At 63.0% G+C, this 16,056-nt stretch carries 16 protein-coding genes; 5 read left to right on the top strand and 11 right to left on the bottom strand.

All coding sequences use genetic code 11. The features are described from left to right. Nucleotides 1–9 precede the first annotated feature (9 nt). Together ACVW0R_RS09470 and recJ are read right to left on the bottom strand one after the other, a co-directional pair. The gene (locus ACVW0R_RS09470) at nucleotides 10–675 is read right to left on the bottom strand and encodes a metallophosphoesterase family protein (protein WP_011431599.1); all 666 of its coding nucleotides are present in this window, start codon (nucleotides 673–675) and stop codon (nucleotides 10–12) included. Between the two features lie 22 nt (nucleotides 676–697). Beyond that, complete coding sequence (gene recJ / locus ACVW0R_RS09465) at nucleotides 698–3,160, bottom strand: single-stranded-DNA-specific exonuclease RecJ (RefSeq protein ID WP_457501973.1); 2,463 nt, start codon at nucleotides 3,158–3,160, stop codon at nucleotides 698–700. A gap of 97 nt (nucleotides 3,161–3,257) precedes the next feature. Between recJ and ACVW0R_RS09460 the strand changes: the two genes are divergently transcribed. Beyond that, complete coding sequence (locus ACVW0R_RS09460; RefSeq protein ID WP_011431597.1) at nucleotides 3,258–3,674, top strand: hypothetical protein; 417 nt, start codon at nucleotides 3,258–3,260, stop codon at nucleotides 3,672–3,674. Nucleotides 3,675–3,869: 195 nt separating this feature from the next. Further along, nucleotides 3,870–4,943, top strand: a complete 1,074-nt coding sequence (locus ACVW0R_RS09455) for an SPOR domain-containing protein (RefSeq protein ID WP_187147160.1) — start codon at nucleotides 3,870–3,872, stop codon at nucleotides 4,941–4,943. A 74-nt stretch (nucleotides 4,944–5,017) separates the two neighbouring features. Here the strand turns inward: ACVW0R_RS09455 and ACVW0R_RS09450 are convergent, their stop codons facing one another. From ACVW0R_RS09450 to ACVW0R_RS09435, 4 genes are all read right to left on the bottom strand, one after another. Then, nucleotides 5,018–5,713 (bottom strand): HNH endonuclease, encoded by a 696-nt coding sequence (locus ACVW0R_RS09450; RefSeq protein ID WP_099884437.1) that lies wholly within the window; start codon nucleotides 5,711–5,713, stop codon nucleotides 5,018–5,020. Between the two features lie 23 nt (nucleotides 5,714–5,736). Continuing rightward, complete coding sequence (locus ACVW0R_RS09445) at nucleotides 5,737–6,531, bottom strand: DsbA family protein (protein WP_011431594.1); 795 nt, start codon at nucleotides 6,529–6,531, stop codon at nucleotides 5,737–5,739. 91 nt (nucleotides 6,532–6,622) lie between these two features. Then, entirely contained in the window at nucleotides 6,623–7,168 is a 546-nt protein-coding gene (locus ACVW0R_RS09440; protein WP_099812689.1) for an RNA recognition motif domain-containing protein, read from the bottom strand. A gap of 263 nt (nucleotides 7,169–7,431) precedes the next feature. After that, the gene (locus ACVW0R_RS09435; protein WP_457501972.1) at nucleotides 7,432–8,799 is read right to left on the bottom strand and encodes a glutamate-5-semialdehyde dehydrogenase; all 1,368 of its coding nucleotides are present in this window, start codon (nucleotides 8,797–8,799) and stop codon (nucleotides 7,432–7,434) included. Nucleotides 8,800–9,047: 248 nt separating this feature from the next. Here ACVW0R_RS09435 and ctpC point away from each other — a divergent pair, with 248 nt between their 5' ends. Both ctpC and argF read left to right on the top strand, forming a co-directional pair. After that, the gene (gene ctpC / locus ACVW0R_RS09430) at nucleotides 9,048–10,343 is read left to right on the top strand and encodes a carboxyl-terminal processing protease CtpC (RefSeq protein WP_457501971.1); all 1,296 of its coding nucleotides are present in this window, start codon (nucleotides 9,048–9,050) and stop codon (nucleotides 10,341–10,343) included. A gap of 132 nt (nucleotides 10,344–10,475) precedes the next feature. Beyond that, a complete protein-coding gene (gene argF, locus ACVW0R_RS09425) occupies nucleotides 10,476–11,393 on the top strand; it encodes an ornithine carbamoyltransferase (RefSeq protein WP_187147178.1) in 918 nt (305 codons plus the stop codon). 33 nt (nucleotides 11,394–11,426) lie between these two features. Here argF and ACVW0R_RS09420 read toward each other — a convergent pair whose 3' ends face one another. Both ACVW0R_RS09420 and ACVW0R_RS09415 read right to left on the bottom strand, forming a co-directional pair. Continuing rightward, nucleotides 11,427–11,852, bottom strand: coding sequence for an ExbD/TolR family protein (locus ACVW0R_RS09420; RefSeq protein WP_011431588.1), 426 nt, complete (start codon nucleotides 11,850–11,852; stop codon nucleotides 11,427–11,429). A 3-nt stretch (nucleotides 11,853–11,855) separates the two neighbouring features. After that, entirely contained in the window at nucleotides 11,856–12,572 is a 717-nt protein-coding gene (locus ACVW0R_RS09415; protein WP_011431587.1) for a MotA/TolQ/ExbB proton channel family protein, read from the bottom strand. 269 nt (nucleotides 12,573–12,841) lie between these two features. Here ACVW0R_RS09415 and purH point away from each other — a divergent pair, with 269 nt between their 5' ends. Continuing rightward, a complete protein-coding gene (gene purH, locus ACVW0R_RS09410) occupies nucleotides 12,842–14,455 on the top strand; it encodes a bifunctional phosphoribosylaminoimidazolecarboxamide formyltransferase/IMP cyclohydrolase (RefSeq protein WP_457501970.1) in 1,614 nt (537 codons plus the stop codon). On the opposite strand, the gene ACVW0R_RS09405 is transcribed toward purH, so the two are convergent. The 3 genes from ACVW0R_RS09405 to rpmI all read right to left on the bottom strand — a co-directional run bounded on the left by ACVW0R_RS09405 (nucleotide 14,452) and on the right by rpmI (nucleotide 15,936). Further along, on the bottom strand, nucleotides 14,452–15,207 hold the full coding sequence (locus ACVW0R_RS09405) for a transporter substrate-binding domain-containing protein (RefSeq protein WP_071813541.1): 756 nt from the start codon (nucleotides 15,205–15,207) through the stop codon (nucleotides 14,452–14,454). The two genes, purH and ACVW0R_RS09405, sit on opposite strands and share 4 nt — an antisense overlap. 49 nt (nucleotides 15,208–15,256) lie before the next feature. Continuing rightward, nucleotides 15,257–15,613 (bottom strand): 50S ribosomal protein L20, encoded by a 357-nt coding sequence (gene rplT, locus ACVW0R_RS09400; protein WP_011431584.1) that lies wholly within the window; start codon nucleotides 15,611–15,613, stop codon nucleotides 15,257–15,259. A gap of 122 nt (nucleotides 15,614–15,735) precedes the next feature. Beyond that, nucleotides 15,736–15,936, bottom strand: a complete 201-nt coding sequence (rpmI, locus tag ACVW0R_RS09395; protein WP_011431583.1) for a 50S ribosomal protein L35 — start codon at nucleotides 15,934–15,936, stop codon at nucleotides 15,736–15,738. Nucleotides 15,937–16,056 lie beyond the last annotated feature (120 nt).

Raw genomic sequence — 16,056 nt, 5'->3', positions numbered from 1 at the left:
CCCAGGGGCTCAGGGGATTTCCAGAACCATGTTGTGCAGCGCCGTGTTGATCACCAGGGTGGATCCGCACCGCTCCACCTTGCCCCCGTCCCAGTGCATGTGGCCGCAGATGTAGTAGCGCGGCTGCAGGTGATCCACCAAGGGGCGCAAGGTGGGCATGCGGCGGTGGTACCATTTTCCGCCTTCGTCCAACAGGCCCCGCGGCGGCGCGTGGCTGAGCAACAGGTCAATGGGGCGAGGAGGTTGACCGTAGAGGGTGAGCAGCTCCTGCAGATGGCTGCGGGTGAGGGTCCAGCTCCAACCACAGGGGGGAGTCCAGGGCACCGCCAGCACTTGGAGCCCCAGCCACTCAAAGCAACAGGACTGGGTAATCGCCCGCCCCCAACTGCCAGCCAGCGGCTCCAGAACAGAGGCTGCCGGATCGTGGTTGCCGGGCAAAAAGAGCCAGGGCTTGCCCAGACTGTCCACCGCCGCCAGAAAAGATTGCAACTGGGCCACCTCGGCTTGGGCTGTGGGGTGAAAGCCTTGAGTGGCTTTGCAGGAGGGCTTGCCGGCCTTGGAACAGAAATCGCCGCAGTTGATGTAAGCATCCACTTGGGGCAGATGGTCAAGGGCCTGCCGGATCAGCCGGTCGTTGCCGTGGTAGTCGGAGCCGAGGAGCAGTTTAATTCCCATAGGCTGGCGGGAAGCGAGGGGTCTATTGCGGACGAGATCCCTGCAGCAGGGCAGCCACTTGTTGCCAAGAGCTGCGGTACCAGGCCCGCTGGGCCTCCAGCTCCTCTTCCAAAGATCCTGTCGGGCCAAACTCTGGACAGGCATACCCCAGGGAGCGCAGGCCGGCCACTAACAGCGCTGGCGACAGCCACCATTGCTGGGCCAAGCGTAACAGATCCACCTGGGCTTGGTTTTGCAGGTAGTGGCGCAATTGCCGTTGTAAGGCAGCGGCGGAGGGCAGAGGCACCGCCTGGTGGTGCAGGACAATCAGCAGCGCGTCGCCGGGAGTGCAGGAGAGCAACCACTTGAGGTGATCCAAAGAGGGAGGCCAACTCCACAGCCACAGTTGGTTGTAGCGATGGCCAGCTTGGGGGCGGTCGTAGTGGAGGGTCAGGGAGGGATGCTGCTTCGGTGGCAGGACAAACGTAGGGCGCCGGAAGCCGTAGAGGAGGATCGTTCCCCGCGCCTGGGGCAGGAGGGCAGAAAATCGAGATACAGCCTGCCAACGCAGCGGTTGGGTGGGCTTGGGGGCAGGGCGGTAGATCAGCAGGGGGGAGGGTGCTGCCTGGGCGCCAGCTTTGGCATCGGAGAGGGTGGGAGCGACGGCGGCGGGCGAAAGATCGGCAGAGCTGGCTTCTGCGGCAGGCCGGATCCCAAGAATCTCCAGCTCCAGTTGGGTTTCTTCCCCCCACCTTTTGGCCTTGAGGGTGTAGGCGATGTCAATCTGCGCCGGCAGGGGATAGGCGGCGGCCCCTCGCCACCAAATGGCCCACAGGGGACGGCTGCGGGCTTTGGCTGGGGCAGCAAGTGAGGATCCTGCCCCGTCTAGGCCCCGGCTGACGGGATCCCGGAGCAGCAGCTTCAGGTGGCCGGGGGTATCCTCCCCCCTTTGGGCAGGCTGTGGGCAAAATCGCTGCTGTTGCAACACCTGCAGGTTGCGGCTGCAAAAGACCGGCTCCGGATTGCCGATGCCACAGGGCTGCAACCGCTGCAGCTCGCGGTAGAGGTCGAAGGTGAGATCCGCCAGTGCCACCTCCGCGTCGATCTGCACCAGGGGACGGATTTGTTCCGGCTGCAACCGCTGTTGGGCAAATTGCCGAAGCCGCTCTTCCAAAAGAGGCCAGTTTTCCGCCCTCAGGCTAAATCCCCCCGCCGCCGGGTGGCCGCCGTGTTTGCTGAACAAATCTTTGCAAAACTCCAACGCCTGAAACACGTCGAACTCCGGGATCCCCTGCCGCGCCGAGCCGGTAATCTCCCCCTGGGGCGACTGGCTGCCGATAAACACCGGACAGCCAAAACGCTCCGCCAGCCGCGAGGCCACCAGGCCAATTACCCCTTTGTGCCAGCGCTGCTGCGGGGATCCCAAAATCGTCAACACTCGCTCTTGCTGCAGATCCCGCCCTTGCCGGGCGATTTGCTCCAGGGCCTCCGCCTCGATGCGCCCACACATCTGCTGCCGCACCTGGTTGAGGCGTTCGCAGCGGCGGGCCAGTTTTTCTGCCTGCTGCGGATCGTCGGTGGTCAGCAACTGGATCCCCAGCTCCGGTCGGCCAATCCGCCCAATGGCGTTGATGCGCGGCCCCAGGCCAAACCCTACCCACTCTGGCCGCAGCTCCTCTGGGGATCCCGTCATTCCCATCACCGCCAAGAGGGCGCGGATCCCGGCCACCTGGGAAGTGGGCAAGAGAGCCAGCCCCTGCCGCACCCAAAGGCGGTTAACTCCCGTCAGCGGCGCCAAATCGGCAATGGTGCCCACCGTAAACAGTTCCAGCGCCACCCGCTCCAAATGTTCGTCCCCGCGGCGCTCTGCCAAGGCCTGGGCCAGGAGGTAGGCCACCCCCACCCCGGCCATCCCCCGATAGGGAGAAGAGAGGGGGAGCTGTTTGGGATTGAGGATGGCGTCGGCAGGGGGCAACTGGGGGGGCAAGTCGTGGTGATCCGTCACGATCACCGTCAAGCCCAGCTCTTTGGCCAGTTGGATGGGCGCATGGGCGGCAATGCCGTTGTCCACGGTGAGGATGAGGCGTACCCCCTCGCGGTGCAGCTCCTGCACCATGCGGTTGTTGAGGCCATAGCCCTCCCTGAGGCGGCTGGGGATGCGGTAATACACTGGAGCGCCCCGCAGCGCCCGCAGCAGCAGAGCCGTGCTGGTCATGCCGTCGGCATCGTAATCGCCGCAGATGGCAATGGGCTCTTGTCGGCGAATCGCCCCCTCCAGCAATTCCACCGCCAGCGGCAAATCGGCAAAATCTTGGCTGGGCGGGGGCAGGTGGACGGGATCCGGCTGCAAATACTGCTGCACGGCAGCAGGGCTGGAGAGGCCGCGATTGAGCAAGATCTGAGCCAAGACGGGCGAGACCCCCACCGCCTCAGCCAAGCTCTGGACAGCCAGTGGGTTCACAGGCTGAAACAGCCAGCGTTGGTCAGGGATCCCGGCCATGGCCATCGGTCTTCAGATAGCGGGTAGCAGTGCTACAGTTGGCCTATGAGCTATCTTTTGACCCTAACCCAAAAACGCCTCTCTGCTCCTCAGTCCGCTGCCCATGTATTCTCTGCTGCTTACCTATGGCCTCAACCCCTTGGCGGGACTGAAGCTGTTGGTCAAATCTCCTGAGCAGGCCTCTCTGTGGACGTTGGCCCAACAGCTCTGGAGCCGCCCCGGATCCCGGCGACGCGGGCCGCGCCTCCAAATCTCTCTGGGCCGCCTCGTGCCCGAACAGACCGAGCGACTGTCTAAATTGGAGGTGCTGCTGCGCTTGCGGTTTTTCATCGCCATCGAAGCCGCAACGCCGGAGCAGTCTCTGCCAGCCCTCCCCTCCGGCCAGGGATCCGCCATCCAGCTTGCCCGCTACACGGAGGGCTCACAGCAGTACAAGACGGAGATCATCCGCTTTGCTCTGGGGGGATCCCCGGCCCTCCGCCGACCGAGTCGCCAGCGCTATCGTCGCCGTCGCTTCTGAAGACCGCAGGTGACAGGGGTTGTCAAACCCTCCTCGGCCAGCGGCGTGTCTATACTAGAGGTACACTAAATCTGCGCTTCTCCCGTGAACGCTGGGCTGCGTAACCGCCGCAGATGGATTGCTCGCCTGTGGCTTGCCTCAGGGGGGACGACTTGTACAGGCCTCCTTCCATGCGTCCCTTGGCTGCGACCGGCGATGGCGACGGCGCTCGTGGCCGGATCTCTGGCAGCTTTTGCCCTCGCCCTGCCTGCTGCTCTGGCGCTGACGCGTTACCAAGTTCACGTGTTGGCCGATGGGGCAGCCGAGCTGGCCAAGGTGCGCGCCCAGGTGCCGGACGCCTATTTCGTGCAAGGGGATGGACAAGTGTTCATCTTAGCGGGGACGTTCATCAACCGCAACCACGCCCAACGCCGCCAAGCGGAATTGGAACGGCTGGGGTTGCCGGTGCGGGTGGTGAGCCGCCAAGAGACGGATCCGCCCCTGCCGCCCGCTTTTCCCGCTCCCTCCCCCAGTCCTGCCCCGCCAGCGCCAACGGCTCCCCCCTTCGATCCGCAGCGGCCCTTTGCCACCCAAGTGCCCAACCCTACTGGGGATCCCCGGCTGGAAGAGCGGGTGCGCCGCTTCTTTCCAGGGGCTGCTGTGGTGCAATACCGCGGCCAGGCGGCTTTGCAGACGGGCACCTTCTCCCGCCTGTCGCTGGCGCAGGATCAGGCCCGCTGGCTGACCGCCCAGGGCCTGCCGGCGGTGGCGGTGTCGTTGGCAGGAGAGGAAGCTGTGGGGGATCCCGACTCCAACCCACCTCAGGGGGAGCGCTACTGGGTGTTGGTGGCCGATCCCAGCGGTGAAAAATGGCCTGCACTCCAACAACTGCTAGAGGGATCCCTGCCCTTGATCTACGACGACCTGCGGGTGGTGCGCACCGGCGGGTTTGCCGACCCCGCTGCTGCCGCCGAACAGGTGCGGTACTTGGCCGACCAAGGCTACGAAGCCGGGATCTTCCCCGCCGATCTGCGCCGCTCTCGACCGCTTCTGGTTCAGGATCCCACCCCCTCTGCCGCATCCCTGCGCGCAGAAGGCACGGGCGGATTTTGGGTGGTGGTATCCGCCGGGGCAGAGGCGCTGCCCAAGCTCCAGCAGTTTGCCCCTGACGCTTTTGTGCGCGGCTCAGTGATTCAGGTGGGCACCTACCGGCAACGGGCCAATGCCGAACAGGCGCGGCGTGCTCTGGCTGAAGCAGGGTTTGACGCCCGCATCCTGCCCGTCGAGTAGCGGCAGCCGGATTCAGCCCCTCTCCCTCAGGGATTCCCTCACCCCCAGCCCCTCTCCCTCAGGGAGAGGGGAGATTAGGAACCGTTTCGCGGCTGTTGGGAATAGCTCCATCGGGCTGCTTGGGCCTCGCTGCCCTTTGCACCACTGGTTGGAATCGCCAGGGATCCTTCTTCCAGTGAGATCGCCGCCAGCGTGAGGCGCAAGGTTTCCGCCTGCAATTGGGCTGGGCTGGCCAAGGGATAGGCCAACTGTTGCACCAGTTGGGGGCGATCCCCGCCGCCAAGATCTAGGCCGGGATCCAACCAATCCAACTGCCGCTCGCGGGCTTGCTTTTCCTCGACGCCGCCGAGGCCGAGCCAACGCCGAAAGCTGGGCCAAAGGTGCTGAGGCAAGGGTCGCACCCGCCCCGGCACGGCTCTGTCAAAACAAATGAGAAAATCCGCCTTCCAGCCGTTGCAGGCTGGACAAAGAGGCTGCAGGTTGGCAGCCGTGTTGGGCCCCCCACGGCTAAGGGGGATGATGTGATCCTGGACAGGGGCGGATCCCACCTCCGGCCAGGGCTTGCCACAGCAAGGGCAGCAGGGGTACCAACGCAACAGTTGCCAGAACTCGGCGGCGGCCACCTGGCCCGTCAGGTCGTAGCTGCCCCGTTTTTCCCTGGCGCGGGCAGCCTTCTGTTTCTGGCGTTCTCGGCTGGCACAGGTGGGGCAGGGATCCGGCCGAAACAGGAAACTATCTCCGCACTCTGGGCAACGATAGGGACTCGACATCTGGACTTGAGGCTCTAACCGGGCTAGAGGGCTTGCTTGGCCTGTTGCAGCGTCTGCTCAAACACCTCCAAAGGCTGCGCCCCCGAAAAAGAAAGGCCGTTCAAGATGAAATGAGGGGTGCCGCCGATGCCCAGTTGAGAGGCCAGATCCATATCTCGCTGAATGGCGCGCTCCGCCGCCCGGCTGCGCCGATCCCGATTGAATTTCTCCACATTTAGGCCCAACTTCTCGGCGGTAGCTACATAAAATTCATCCCCAAGCTGGGATTGGTTGGCAAACAGCTCGTCGTGGAACTCCCAGAACTTGCCCTGACGGTGGGCAGCCCAGGCCGCGCGAGCCGCCGCCATCGCCTCCGGGTGGATGCTGGTCAAGGGCAGGTGCTTGTACACCAAGGTCACCTCATTCCCGTGCTCGGCCATGAACTGTTTGAGGGTGTCGTGGGCGCGGGCGCAGAAGGGACATTGAAAATCGGAAAACTCCACCAACACCAACCGCAAAGCGTCGGATCCCAGTTGAGGAGAGTCTCCGATGACGGCACGCGGGTTCTCCCGCAACTGCCGGCCAAATTCTTCCGCCAACTTCTGCTGTTGTTGCTGCTGCTCTTGGTACTGCCGCTGCTGGTACTCCTGCACCGCCTCCAGGATCACCTGGGGGTGCTTGCGAATGATCTGCAGCACCTGCTCCTCCAAATCGGCTGGAGCTGCGAGGGCAACTTGGACAACGCTGCTCATCCCCAGCCAAACCAGCAGCGCGCCGAGGAACCCAGCTTTGGCCAAGCACTGTCCCCACGCGCGAAAAACCCTTGCCAGACTATCCATCCCAAAACCCCCTCTCGAGTATGCCCAGAGCTGTACAGCTCAACCAGGCTAACGCCAGATGGCGGCGATGTCCACCACGCTTTTGGGGGGATCAGGAGTTGGTCGCTTGGAGAAGCTGCTCCTTAATCCGCTGCAACTGACTGGCCCAACGGGGATCCGGCTCAAAGGCCCCTTCAGTCTCGGCAACGACATTGCCTCCACTCCCTTTGTTGCCCCGCTGGCGTTGCTTTTTGCTGGGAGCGGACTTTTCCCCAGACTCTTTGGAGTCTTTGGAAGAACCTCGGGGCTCAGGATCCCCGGGCGCCCTAGAATCCTTGCCAGCATCTTTGGCAGACTCCTTAGCTGGGGAGCTGGAGGCTGCTGCCCTGGCTTCGGCGTCTTCCCGTTTCTCCCGCCGCTGGGCAATCTCGATGCGCAGGTTGACATCGCCAAAGCTGTGGCCGTTGAACTTTTCGATGTACTGCTGCGCCTGCTCTTCGGTGCTCACGGTTACAAACCCGAAGCCGCGACATTTGCCGGTCCGCCGATCCCGAATCACCTTGGTGGAAATGACCTCACCTGCAGAGCTAAAGAGCTTCTCCAATGCCTGACGATCCACCTCTTCCGGCAGATTTCCGACATACAGACGAACGGGCATGATGCAGCGAAGCTCCTATCGAAATAACAAAAGGCAGCCAAAAAGCAAGGTGCTAGGTCAAAGGCGCTCAAGCCGACAGCAAATTTCAAAACCCAGTAGCCTTCGGTGGTCTATTGTTGCACCACAGCGGGGCACAAAGCACAACCTTTGCAAATCACAAGGCTATCTTCTAATTTACCTTAACTTGGAGCCACCCAGACGAGCAGAACGGTTTCCGTCATGGATTGCTTTGTACAGTCGGCCGCTGCAGCAGGCCCTGATCCCTAAGACAAACCGGTGGTGTTCAGGCGATCTCGATGTTGAAAAGGTCGGGCCTGGGGGCCTGTATAGTCGGCTACAAGATGGCCTCGCCCTCGCAGTTGGTAGCGGTAGGTCACCAAGCCCTCCAAACCCACCGGGCCGCGCGGCGGCAGCTTTTGGGTGCTGATGCCCACTTCTGCCCCCAAGCCGTAGCGAAAGCCATCGGCAAAGCGGGTGGAGGCATTGTGAAAGACCCCTGCTGCGTCCACTTCGTCGAGGAAGCGCTGGGCAGCGGCGGCATCTTCGGTCACGATGGCCTCGGTATGGCGGGATCCGTACCGCTCGATGTGGGCAATGGCTTCGTCGAGAGAATCCACCATTTTGATGGCCAGAATCAGGTCGGCGTACTCCGTGCGCCAGTCGGCCTCGCTGGCCGGGATCAGATCGGGCACCAGTTGGCGGCAGCGGGGATCCCCGCGCAACTCCACCCCCTTCTCGCGCAGCGCCTGCACGGCCAGGGGCAAAAACCGGGGGGCGATCTCTGCGTGCACCAGCAGGGTTTCGATGGCGTTGCAGGCGGCGGGGTACTGGGTTTTGCTGTCCAGGGTTAGCCTCACCGCCATGTCCACATCGGCAGCCCGATCTACGTACAAGTGGCAGAGGCCATCGGCATGGCCCAGCACCGGGATGCGGGTATTTTCCATGATGTAGCGGACAAAGCTGCTGGAGCCGCGGGGGATGATGAGATCCACCAGCCCTTCCAGTTGCAGCAGGGCCTTGACCTCGGCACGGCTGGTGAGCAACTGCAAAGATCCCTGGGGAAACTCGGGGATCTGCTGCAGCCCCGCCTGGATGGCCGCCATCAATGCCTGGCAGGAGCAGAGCGCCTCCGAGCCACCCTTGAGCAGGACGCTGTTGCCGGTTTTCACCGCCAGGGCGGCAATTTGCACCAGAGCATCGGGCCGCGACTCGAAGATCACCCCCAGCACTCCCAGAGGGTAGGTGCGCCGCTCCAGCACCAGCCCCTCATCCAGTTCCCAGATCAGCAAGGCCTGCCCCACCGGATCCGGCAGCCGCAGCACCTGCCGCACCCCGGCCACCGCGTCGGCCAATTTCTGGGCGTCCAACTTCAAGCGGGCGTAGGCCGAGGCGGACAGCTCACCGGCCTTGACCTGCTCCGCTGCCTGCTCCAAATCCGCCTGGTTGGCTGCCAAGATGGCCTCTTGGTGTTCCAGCAAAGCGGTGGCCATGGCCTCTAGGGCGGCATTTTTAATGGCAGTGGGCAAGGTAGCCGTGCGTCGAGCGGCAGCGCGAGCCAACTGCACCTGGGCCAGCAGGGGCGAGTCAGCAGCAGCTTCCGGCAGGCTGGGAGAGTCGGTTACAAGAGACATGGACTCCAGAAGAAAAAGCGCCTTTGCAAATGTGATCGCGAGAGCACCTTTGCAGGGATCCCTGTGCTACGTTGGGCACAGTTGGGCTGTACCATTTGCAGCCTACCAAACTTTGGATACCACCGGCTGGGGCAGGCAGCACTGCTTTGTCCCTGAGATAAAGTTGGGGCAGGGAAGAGCCTCTGGGCGAAACCCCCAAAAGCTGGAGATTAACCTCGACTTTTAGACCTTGTCTTCCAGGAGAGCCAATGAGAAAGCGTGGGTTTGTGGTGAGTGCAACGGCTGCAGTGGTCACAGCCGTGTCGCTTGTCGGGGTGCAGCTATCCATGCCGGGTTGGGCAGGGTTTCGCCGGGATCCCAAGGAAGTGGTGGACGAAGTTTGGCAGATTGTTAATCGCGAATACGTCGACCCTTCCTTCAACTCCGTCGACTGGGAGGCGGTGCGGCGGGATCTGCTCAGCCGAGAATATGCCACCCGAGAAGATGCCTATGCAGCCATTCGCGAAGCCCTGAAGAAACTGAACGATCCCTACACCCGCTTCTTGGATCCCGACCAGTTCGCCAGCATGCAAATTGACACATCCGGTGAGCTGACCGGGGTGGGGATCACGCTGGGCATGGATCAAGAGACCAACGAGCTGGTGGTGATCTCCCCCATCGAAGGATCCCCCGCCGACCGGGCCGGGATCAAGTCCAAAGATGTAATCGTGCGCATCGACGACAAATCCACCGAAGGGATGGACACCAACACCGCCGTCAGCCTCATTCGCGGCGAGCCGGGCACACGGGTGCGGCTGACCATCCGCCGCGAGGGGGAAGGGCTGAAGGTGTTCGACCTGGTGCGGGAGAGAATTGAGCTGGCCACCGTGCGCTATGCGGTTCACCAGGAAAATGGCCTGCCCATTGGCTACATCCGCATCACCCAGTTTTCCGGCAATGCCGCCGACAAGGTGCGCCAGGCCATTCGCGAGCTGGAGAAACAAGGGGTGGCCGCCTATGTGCTGGATCTGAGGGCCAATCCGGGGGGGCTGCTCTACTCCAGCGCCGAGATCGCCCGCATGTGGATCGACCAGGGCAGCATTGTCTCGACGGTGAACCGGCAAGGGGAGCAGGATCGCCTCACGGCCAACAACAGCGCCCTCACCGATAAGCCTTTGGCTGTCTTGGTGGATGGAGGATCCGCCAGCGCCAGCGAGATCTTGTCGGGGGCTTTGCAGGATAACCGGCGCGCCGTGATCGTGGGCACGCAAACCTTTGGCAAGGGCCTAGTGCAGTCGGTGCATCCCCTCTCCGATGGGTCGGGCCTGGCGGTGACCATCGCCCGCTATCGCACCCCCAAAGGCACCGATATCGATCACAAAGGCATCACCCCTGACATTGTCGTGGAACTGTCCGAAGAAGATCTCAATCGCCTCAGCCGGGATCGCGAGTTGGTGGCGACTCCCGCCGACCCGCAATATACCGCCGCTATCCAGGCCCTCCAGGCGCAGATCTCGGCCCGCCAGCAACAGGCCAAGGAGCCAATGCGTTCCTCTTCCCTCTAGCCAGCGTTGGGGCCCAGGCTGCGAGACCTTGCTGAGTAGCGGCCTTGCGCTGGCGAGCAGGCAGCAGCGCGGGCCGGAAGTTGTTTGCGGAGGCGGTGAAGCGCGATGGCGGGGTTGCAAGCTGTAGGATCCATCAACTTAGCCGGGCGGGATCTGCTCAAACTCAGCGACCTGAGCCCGGCGGAGCTAGCGGCCTTGCTGGTCCAAGCGGCGCAACTGAAGCGGGATCCCTATCGGGTGGATCTGCGCGGCCGGGTGCTGGGGCTGTTGTTTCAGAAGGCTTCTACCCGCACCCGCGTCAGCTTTACCGCTGCCATGGCCCAGTGCGGGGGCAGCACCCTAGATCTGGTGCCGACGGCGATGCAGATGAGCCGCGGCGAGCCTCTGCAGGATACGGCCCGCGTTCTCTCCCGCTACCTGGACGCCATTGCCATTCGCACCTACAACCAGCGGGAGCTGGAAATCTTTGCCGAATATGCCGAGATCCCCGTGATCAACGCCCTCACGGATCAGTTTCACCCCTGCCAAGTTTTGGCCGATCTGCTCACCATCCAGGAGAACTTCGGCCAACTGGCGGGCCTGACCTTGGCCTATTGCGGCGACGGCAATAATGTTGCCCATTCCCTGCTGCTGGGCTGTGCCATGAGCGGGATCCACATCCGCGTCGCCACCCCCCCCGGCTACGAGCCAGATGCGGCAGTAGTAGCAGAAGCGCAAGCCTTGGCCCAGGGATCGCAGGTGTGGGTGTTGCGGGATCCCTACGAAGCGGTCGCGGGAGCCCAGGTGGTCTATACCGACGTGTGGGCCAGCATGGGCCAAGAAGACCAGGCCGAGGCGCGCAAAGCCGACTTCCTGCCCTACCAGGTCAATGCTAAGCTGCTGAAACAGGCGGCTCGCGAGGCCATTGTGCTCCACTGCCTGCCCGCGCACCGGGAAGAGGAGATCACCGCCGAGGTCTTGGAGGGATCCCAGTCCCGGGTGTGGGATCAAGCAGAAAATCGCCTCCACGTGCAAAAAGCGCTCCTGATCCAACTGCTGGGGGCAGGGTGATGGCCCTTACCCCCGGCCCCAGAGGGGAGCCTGTCAACGGTTATTGGCAGGGCGGCGGGCAGCGATGGCCAGGCTGACGTTGGGCAGTCGCTGCAGGGTATCCATCACCTCCACCACCTTGCCGTGGGAGAGAGCCAAATCGGCGTTGATCACCACCAGGCGGCGCCCTTCAGCCGGCTTCTCGGCCAGGACGCGTTCCACCTCTGGGATCAGGGCGGCAAGATTGGCAATCGCCTTGCGGTTGACGGCAATTTGGCCTTCAGCGGTGATGCTCACCGTAACGTCTGGCTGGCGGCGGGCTTCGGCTGTGGAGGCCTCTGGCAAATTGACATCGAGGGCCTCCGAGCGGGTAAGCACCAGGCTGGCGATGACGAAAAACACCAAGATCGAGAAGATGACATCGATCAGGGGCACGATGTTGATCTCGCCGGATCGAAAGTTTTCTTCGGGGATGCGCATAGGCTAGGAGGGCTCAAGGGGGGAGTAGGGAGGAAGAGTGGAGCTGCCGCTGGGGCTGGGCTTGGCGTAAGAATACTGGGAAAGCTGTTGGGCTTGCATCTCTTGCCGCTGGCGATGCAGCAACTCCAGCTCGCCGCCGTACTCCTGGATCTTGGAGAGCTGCCGCAGGTACAGAGAGCGGAAGACGTTGGAGATTAGCAAGGTGGGAATGGCCACGATCAGCCCAAAAGCGGTCGAGTAGAGGGCTTCGGCGATCCCCTGCCCTACCCCTTGCGTATCGGTGCCGCCGATATCCCCCAGTTGGATGGAGCTGAGGATCTGGATGATGCCGGTAACGGTGCCCAGCAGGCCCAGGAAGGGGGCAACGGTAATGACGGTGTCGAAGACCGTATTGAAGCGCTTCAGCAGGGGCACCTCTGCCGCCAAGGCTGTCTCCAGGGCCAGCTTAAAATCTTCGGGGCTGGCTTCGTTCAGCTCCAGGCCGGCCAAAAAGATGCGGGCAATGGGGAGATCCGCATTTTGCTCCAGCAGGTACTGGGCAGCGCGTGGGTTGCGGCGGTACTGGCTCAGGGCTTGCCGCACCACCTCCTCCTGCCGGTGGGTGACTTTCCACCAAAACAAGGCCCGCTCGATGCAACAGGCCACCGAGAAGACTGAGAACGTCAACAGGGGGATGGAATAGTACCAACCCTGGATCAGGAGCTGCAAGACTCTATCCATACGATCCTAGTTACCCCCTTCTAGCGGCAATTCACGCTCATCTTGTCATAGCACTTTCTCGGCAGGGCTGGGATCCCTTTTGAGTGGCTGGAATTGCACCTTCTGGCATCCTGGATCATCCCACGTGAACCCCAGCCACCTCTCCGACCTCTCAGTAGTGGCAACAACCTCCTATCCCCCTCCCGGCAGGGGCGCTATGCTGGGGCGTGGGATCTCCACCTGTTGGGATCTCCCAGGCAACTCTGCTCTCTTGAGATCGCTAACAACCGATGTCTGCTCAGCCCTTCCCACCTTTGGCTCTCCTAAGTGTCTCCGATAAGACCGGCCTGATCCCGCTGGCCCAGGCCCTCGTGCAGGAGCACGGCTTTCAGCTGCTCAGCAGCGGAGGCACAGCCAAGGCGCTGTCAGAAGCTGGGATCCCGGTCACCCCTGTTTCGGAGCATACCGGCGCGCCGGAGATCTTGGGGGGACGGGTAAAAACGCTGCACCCCCGCATTCACGGGGGCATTCTGGCCCGCCTGGAGCGCCGCGAAGACCGGGCGGATCTGGAGGCGCTGGGGATCCCTCCCATCCAGTTGGTGGTGGTCAATTTCTATCCTTTCGAGCAGACGGTGGCCCGGGCAGGGGTGTCGCTGGAGGAGGCTTTTGAACAGATCGACATCGGCGGGCCGACGCTGGCGCGGGCGGCAGCCAAGAATTATCCCCACGTTACCGTGCTCACCGATCCCAGCCAGTACCCTCAGTATTTGCAATTGCTCTCTAGCCCCTCCAGCGAGGCGGAGCGGCTGGCCTTTCGCTTCCAGTGTGCCCGCCGCGCCTTCGAGCAGGTACTGGCCTACGACCGCGCCATTGTCGACTACCTAACTCGCTCAGAGCTGTCCCGCCCCTCTCAAGCTCCAGCTCCTGCAACCGCTGCCGAGCAGGTTTTTCAACTGCAAGGGATCCCTTGGCAACGCCTGCGCTACGGGGAAAATCCCCACCAAGCCGCCACCTGGTATGTGGTGGATGCGGCTGCTCCCGGCTGGCATCGGGCCAAACAGTTGCAGGGGAAGGAGCTCAGCTACAACAACCTGCTGGATCTAGAGGCGGCCCGCGCCCTGGCGGCAGAACTGAGCCTAGGGCTGGCCAACGGCCCTAGGCCAGCGGTGGCGGTGATTGTCAAGCACAACAACCCCTGTGGGGTAGCCGTTCGCCCAACTCTGGCTGCCGCTTTTGAGGCGGCTTTGGCCGCCGATCCCGTTTCCGCCTTCGGGGGCATTGTCGCCCTCAACCAAACCTTGGATGGGGAGGCTGCCCGGCGGCTGGCGGAGCCTTTTTTGGAGTGCGTGGTCGTCCCGGGCTGCACGCCTGAAGCGGCTGAGCAACTGGCAGCCAAAAAGAACTTGCGGCTTTTGGTTCTGCCGGACTTTGCGGTTGGGCCGGCCCAAACCGTTCGCACCCTGGCTGGGGGCTTCCTGGTGCAGGAGGCTGACTTGGCCCAGGGATCCGACCGCCGCCCGTCCTGGCGGGTGGTGAGCGAGCGCCAGCCGACACCGGAAGAGTGGGCGGATCTGGAGTTTGCCTGGACGGTCTGCAAACACGTGAAATCCAACGCCATCGTCGTTGCCCGGCAGGGGCAGACCCTCGGCATTGGCGCAGGCCAGATGAACCGGGTAGGCGCCGTCGAGATTGCCCTTCGCCAGGCCGGCTCGCAGGCAGCAGGAGCGGTTTTGGCCAGCGACGGCTTTTTCCCCTTTGCCGACAGTGTGGAGGCGGCAGCCCGTGCTGGGATCCGCGCCATCATCCAGCCGGGAGGCAGTCTCCGCGATGCCGATTCCATTGCTGCTGCCAATGCTGCTGGGATCGCCATGGTCTGCACTGGCATCCGTCACTTTTTGCACTAGGGCAGACCCCAGGCTCTGGCCCGCTCCGCCAGCCAGCCCTCAGCGCGCAGGTTCTCCAGCTCGCGGCGCACCCGCAGCCGCAATTCAGCATGCTCCAGCCCCTTGGGCAGGGCAATGCCCAGCCCCACCGCCGCCAACGGGGATCCCAAAAACTGAAACTGGGGGTGCTCCGCCAGCCACCCTGCCAGCACCGAGCGATCCGCTGCCCAGGCCTGCACCGCTCCCTTTAGGAGCAATTCCGCCCCTTCCCGGTAGGAATCCACCGCCACCAACTCAACCCCTGGGAGGTAGCGCTGGAGGTAAGGAATAGCAGCCGATCCGCGCAGGACGGCAATCCGCGCGCCGCCCACATCCGACCACCTTTCCCAGTTGTGGGAACGGGCCACAACCAAGCTGGGGCCATCCTGATAGTAGGGCGAGGTAAACTCCACTTGTCGCGCCCGATCCGGCGTAATGCCAAGCTGGGCAATAGCCAGATCTACCTCCCCAGCGGCCACTGCCTGCAGCCGCTTCACGTTGGCTACCGGCACCAGCTCCACCGCCTCCGCGGATCCCAAGAGCCGGGATCCCAGCTCGCGGGCCAGCTCGATCTCAAACCCCTGCAGCTTGCCCATGGGATCGCGAAAGCCCAACGGCCTCAGGTTGTCTTTGACCGCAATTCGCACCTGACCCGAACGCACAATCTCTGGCCAGGGGCGGGCAGCCGCAGGGATCCCCCTCCCCAAGCAAGCCAAGGCCAGGCCGGCTGCCATGCAAGACCTCTGGATTGCTGCGGCCAACGGAGACCGAGACCCCATCTCTTTAGGAGGCGCGGGCCTGGCGAGCTGCTTCCACCACTTGGGTAAAGGCTTCTGGATCCAGGAAGGCCAAGCGGGCCAGCATTTTGCGGTTCAGTTGGATATTGCCTTTTTTGAGGCCGTCGATGAACTCGCTGTAGCGCAGGCCCTGGGCGCGGGTGGCCGCGTTGATGCGGGCAATCCACAGGCGGCGAAAATCCCGCTTCTTGCGCCGGCGATCCCGGTAGGCGCTGCGCAGAGCCTTCATCACCTGCTGGTTGGCAGTGCGGAACAGCTTGGAGCCGGCTCCTCGAAAGCCTTTGGCTAGCTTGAGGATCTTCTTACGACGCTTGCGGGCAACATTGCCGCGTTTGACTCTCATGGCAGTAACCCAATACAGACGGATATAGAAGTTGGCGAGCCCCCGGCAAACCTTGAGACTTCAACCCGTCCCCAACGTGCCGAGGCGTCGGGGAAGCGGCGCGTAGCGCGAACAGGACCCAGCTAGTGGGTGTTGGGCAGCATCAGGCGCACATTGGCCAGATCCTGCTTGCTTACCAGGGCTACACCCGCCAGCTTGCGCTTACGGTTGCTGGTTTTGTGCTCAAGTAGGTGGTTGTGCCCGGCCCGGCGGCGCATAAACTTGCCGCTGCCGGTGAGGCGAAAGCGCTTGGCGGCTGCCTTGCGAGTTTTGATTTTGGGCATGGCAGTACCCCCAGAATGGGTGGGGCTGGAGAAAAGGTCACAGCCTCCCAGCATAGAGCAGGAAAGTCCAAGAAGGCAAATGCTGCCACCGGTCTTGGCTGCCCACATTTGCTCAGAGGC

This window comes from Thermostichus sp. MS-CIW-15, assembly GCF_054060575.1.
The sequence above is the reverse complement of the archived record's forward strand: the minus strand, read 5'-3'. Positions and strand labels throughout refer to the sequence as shown.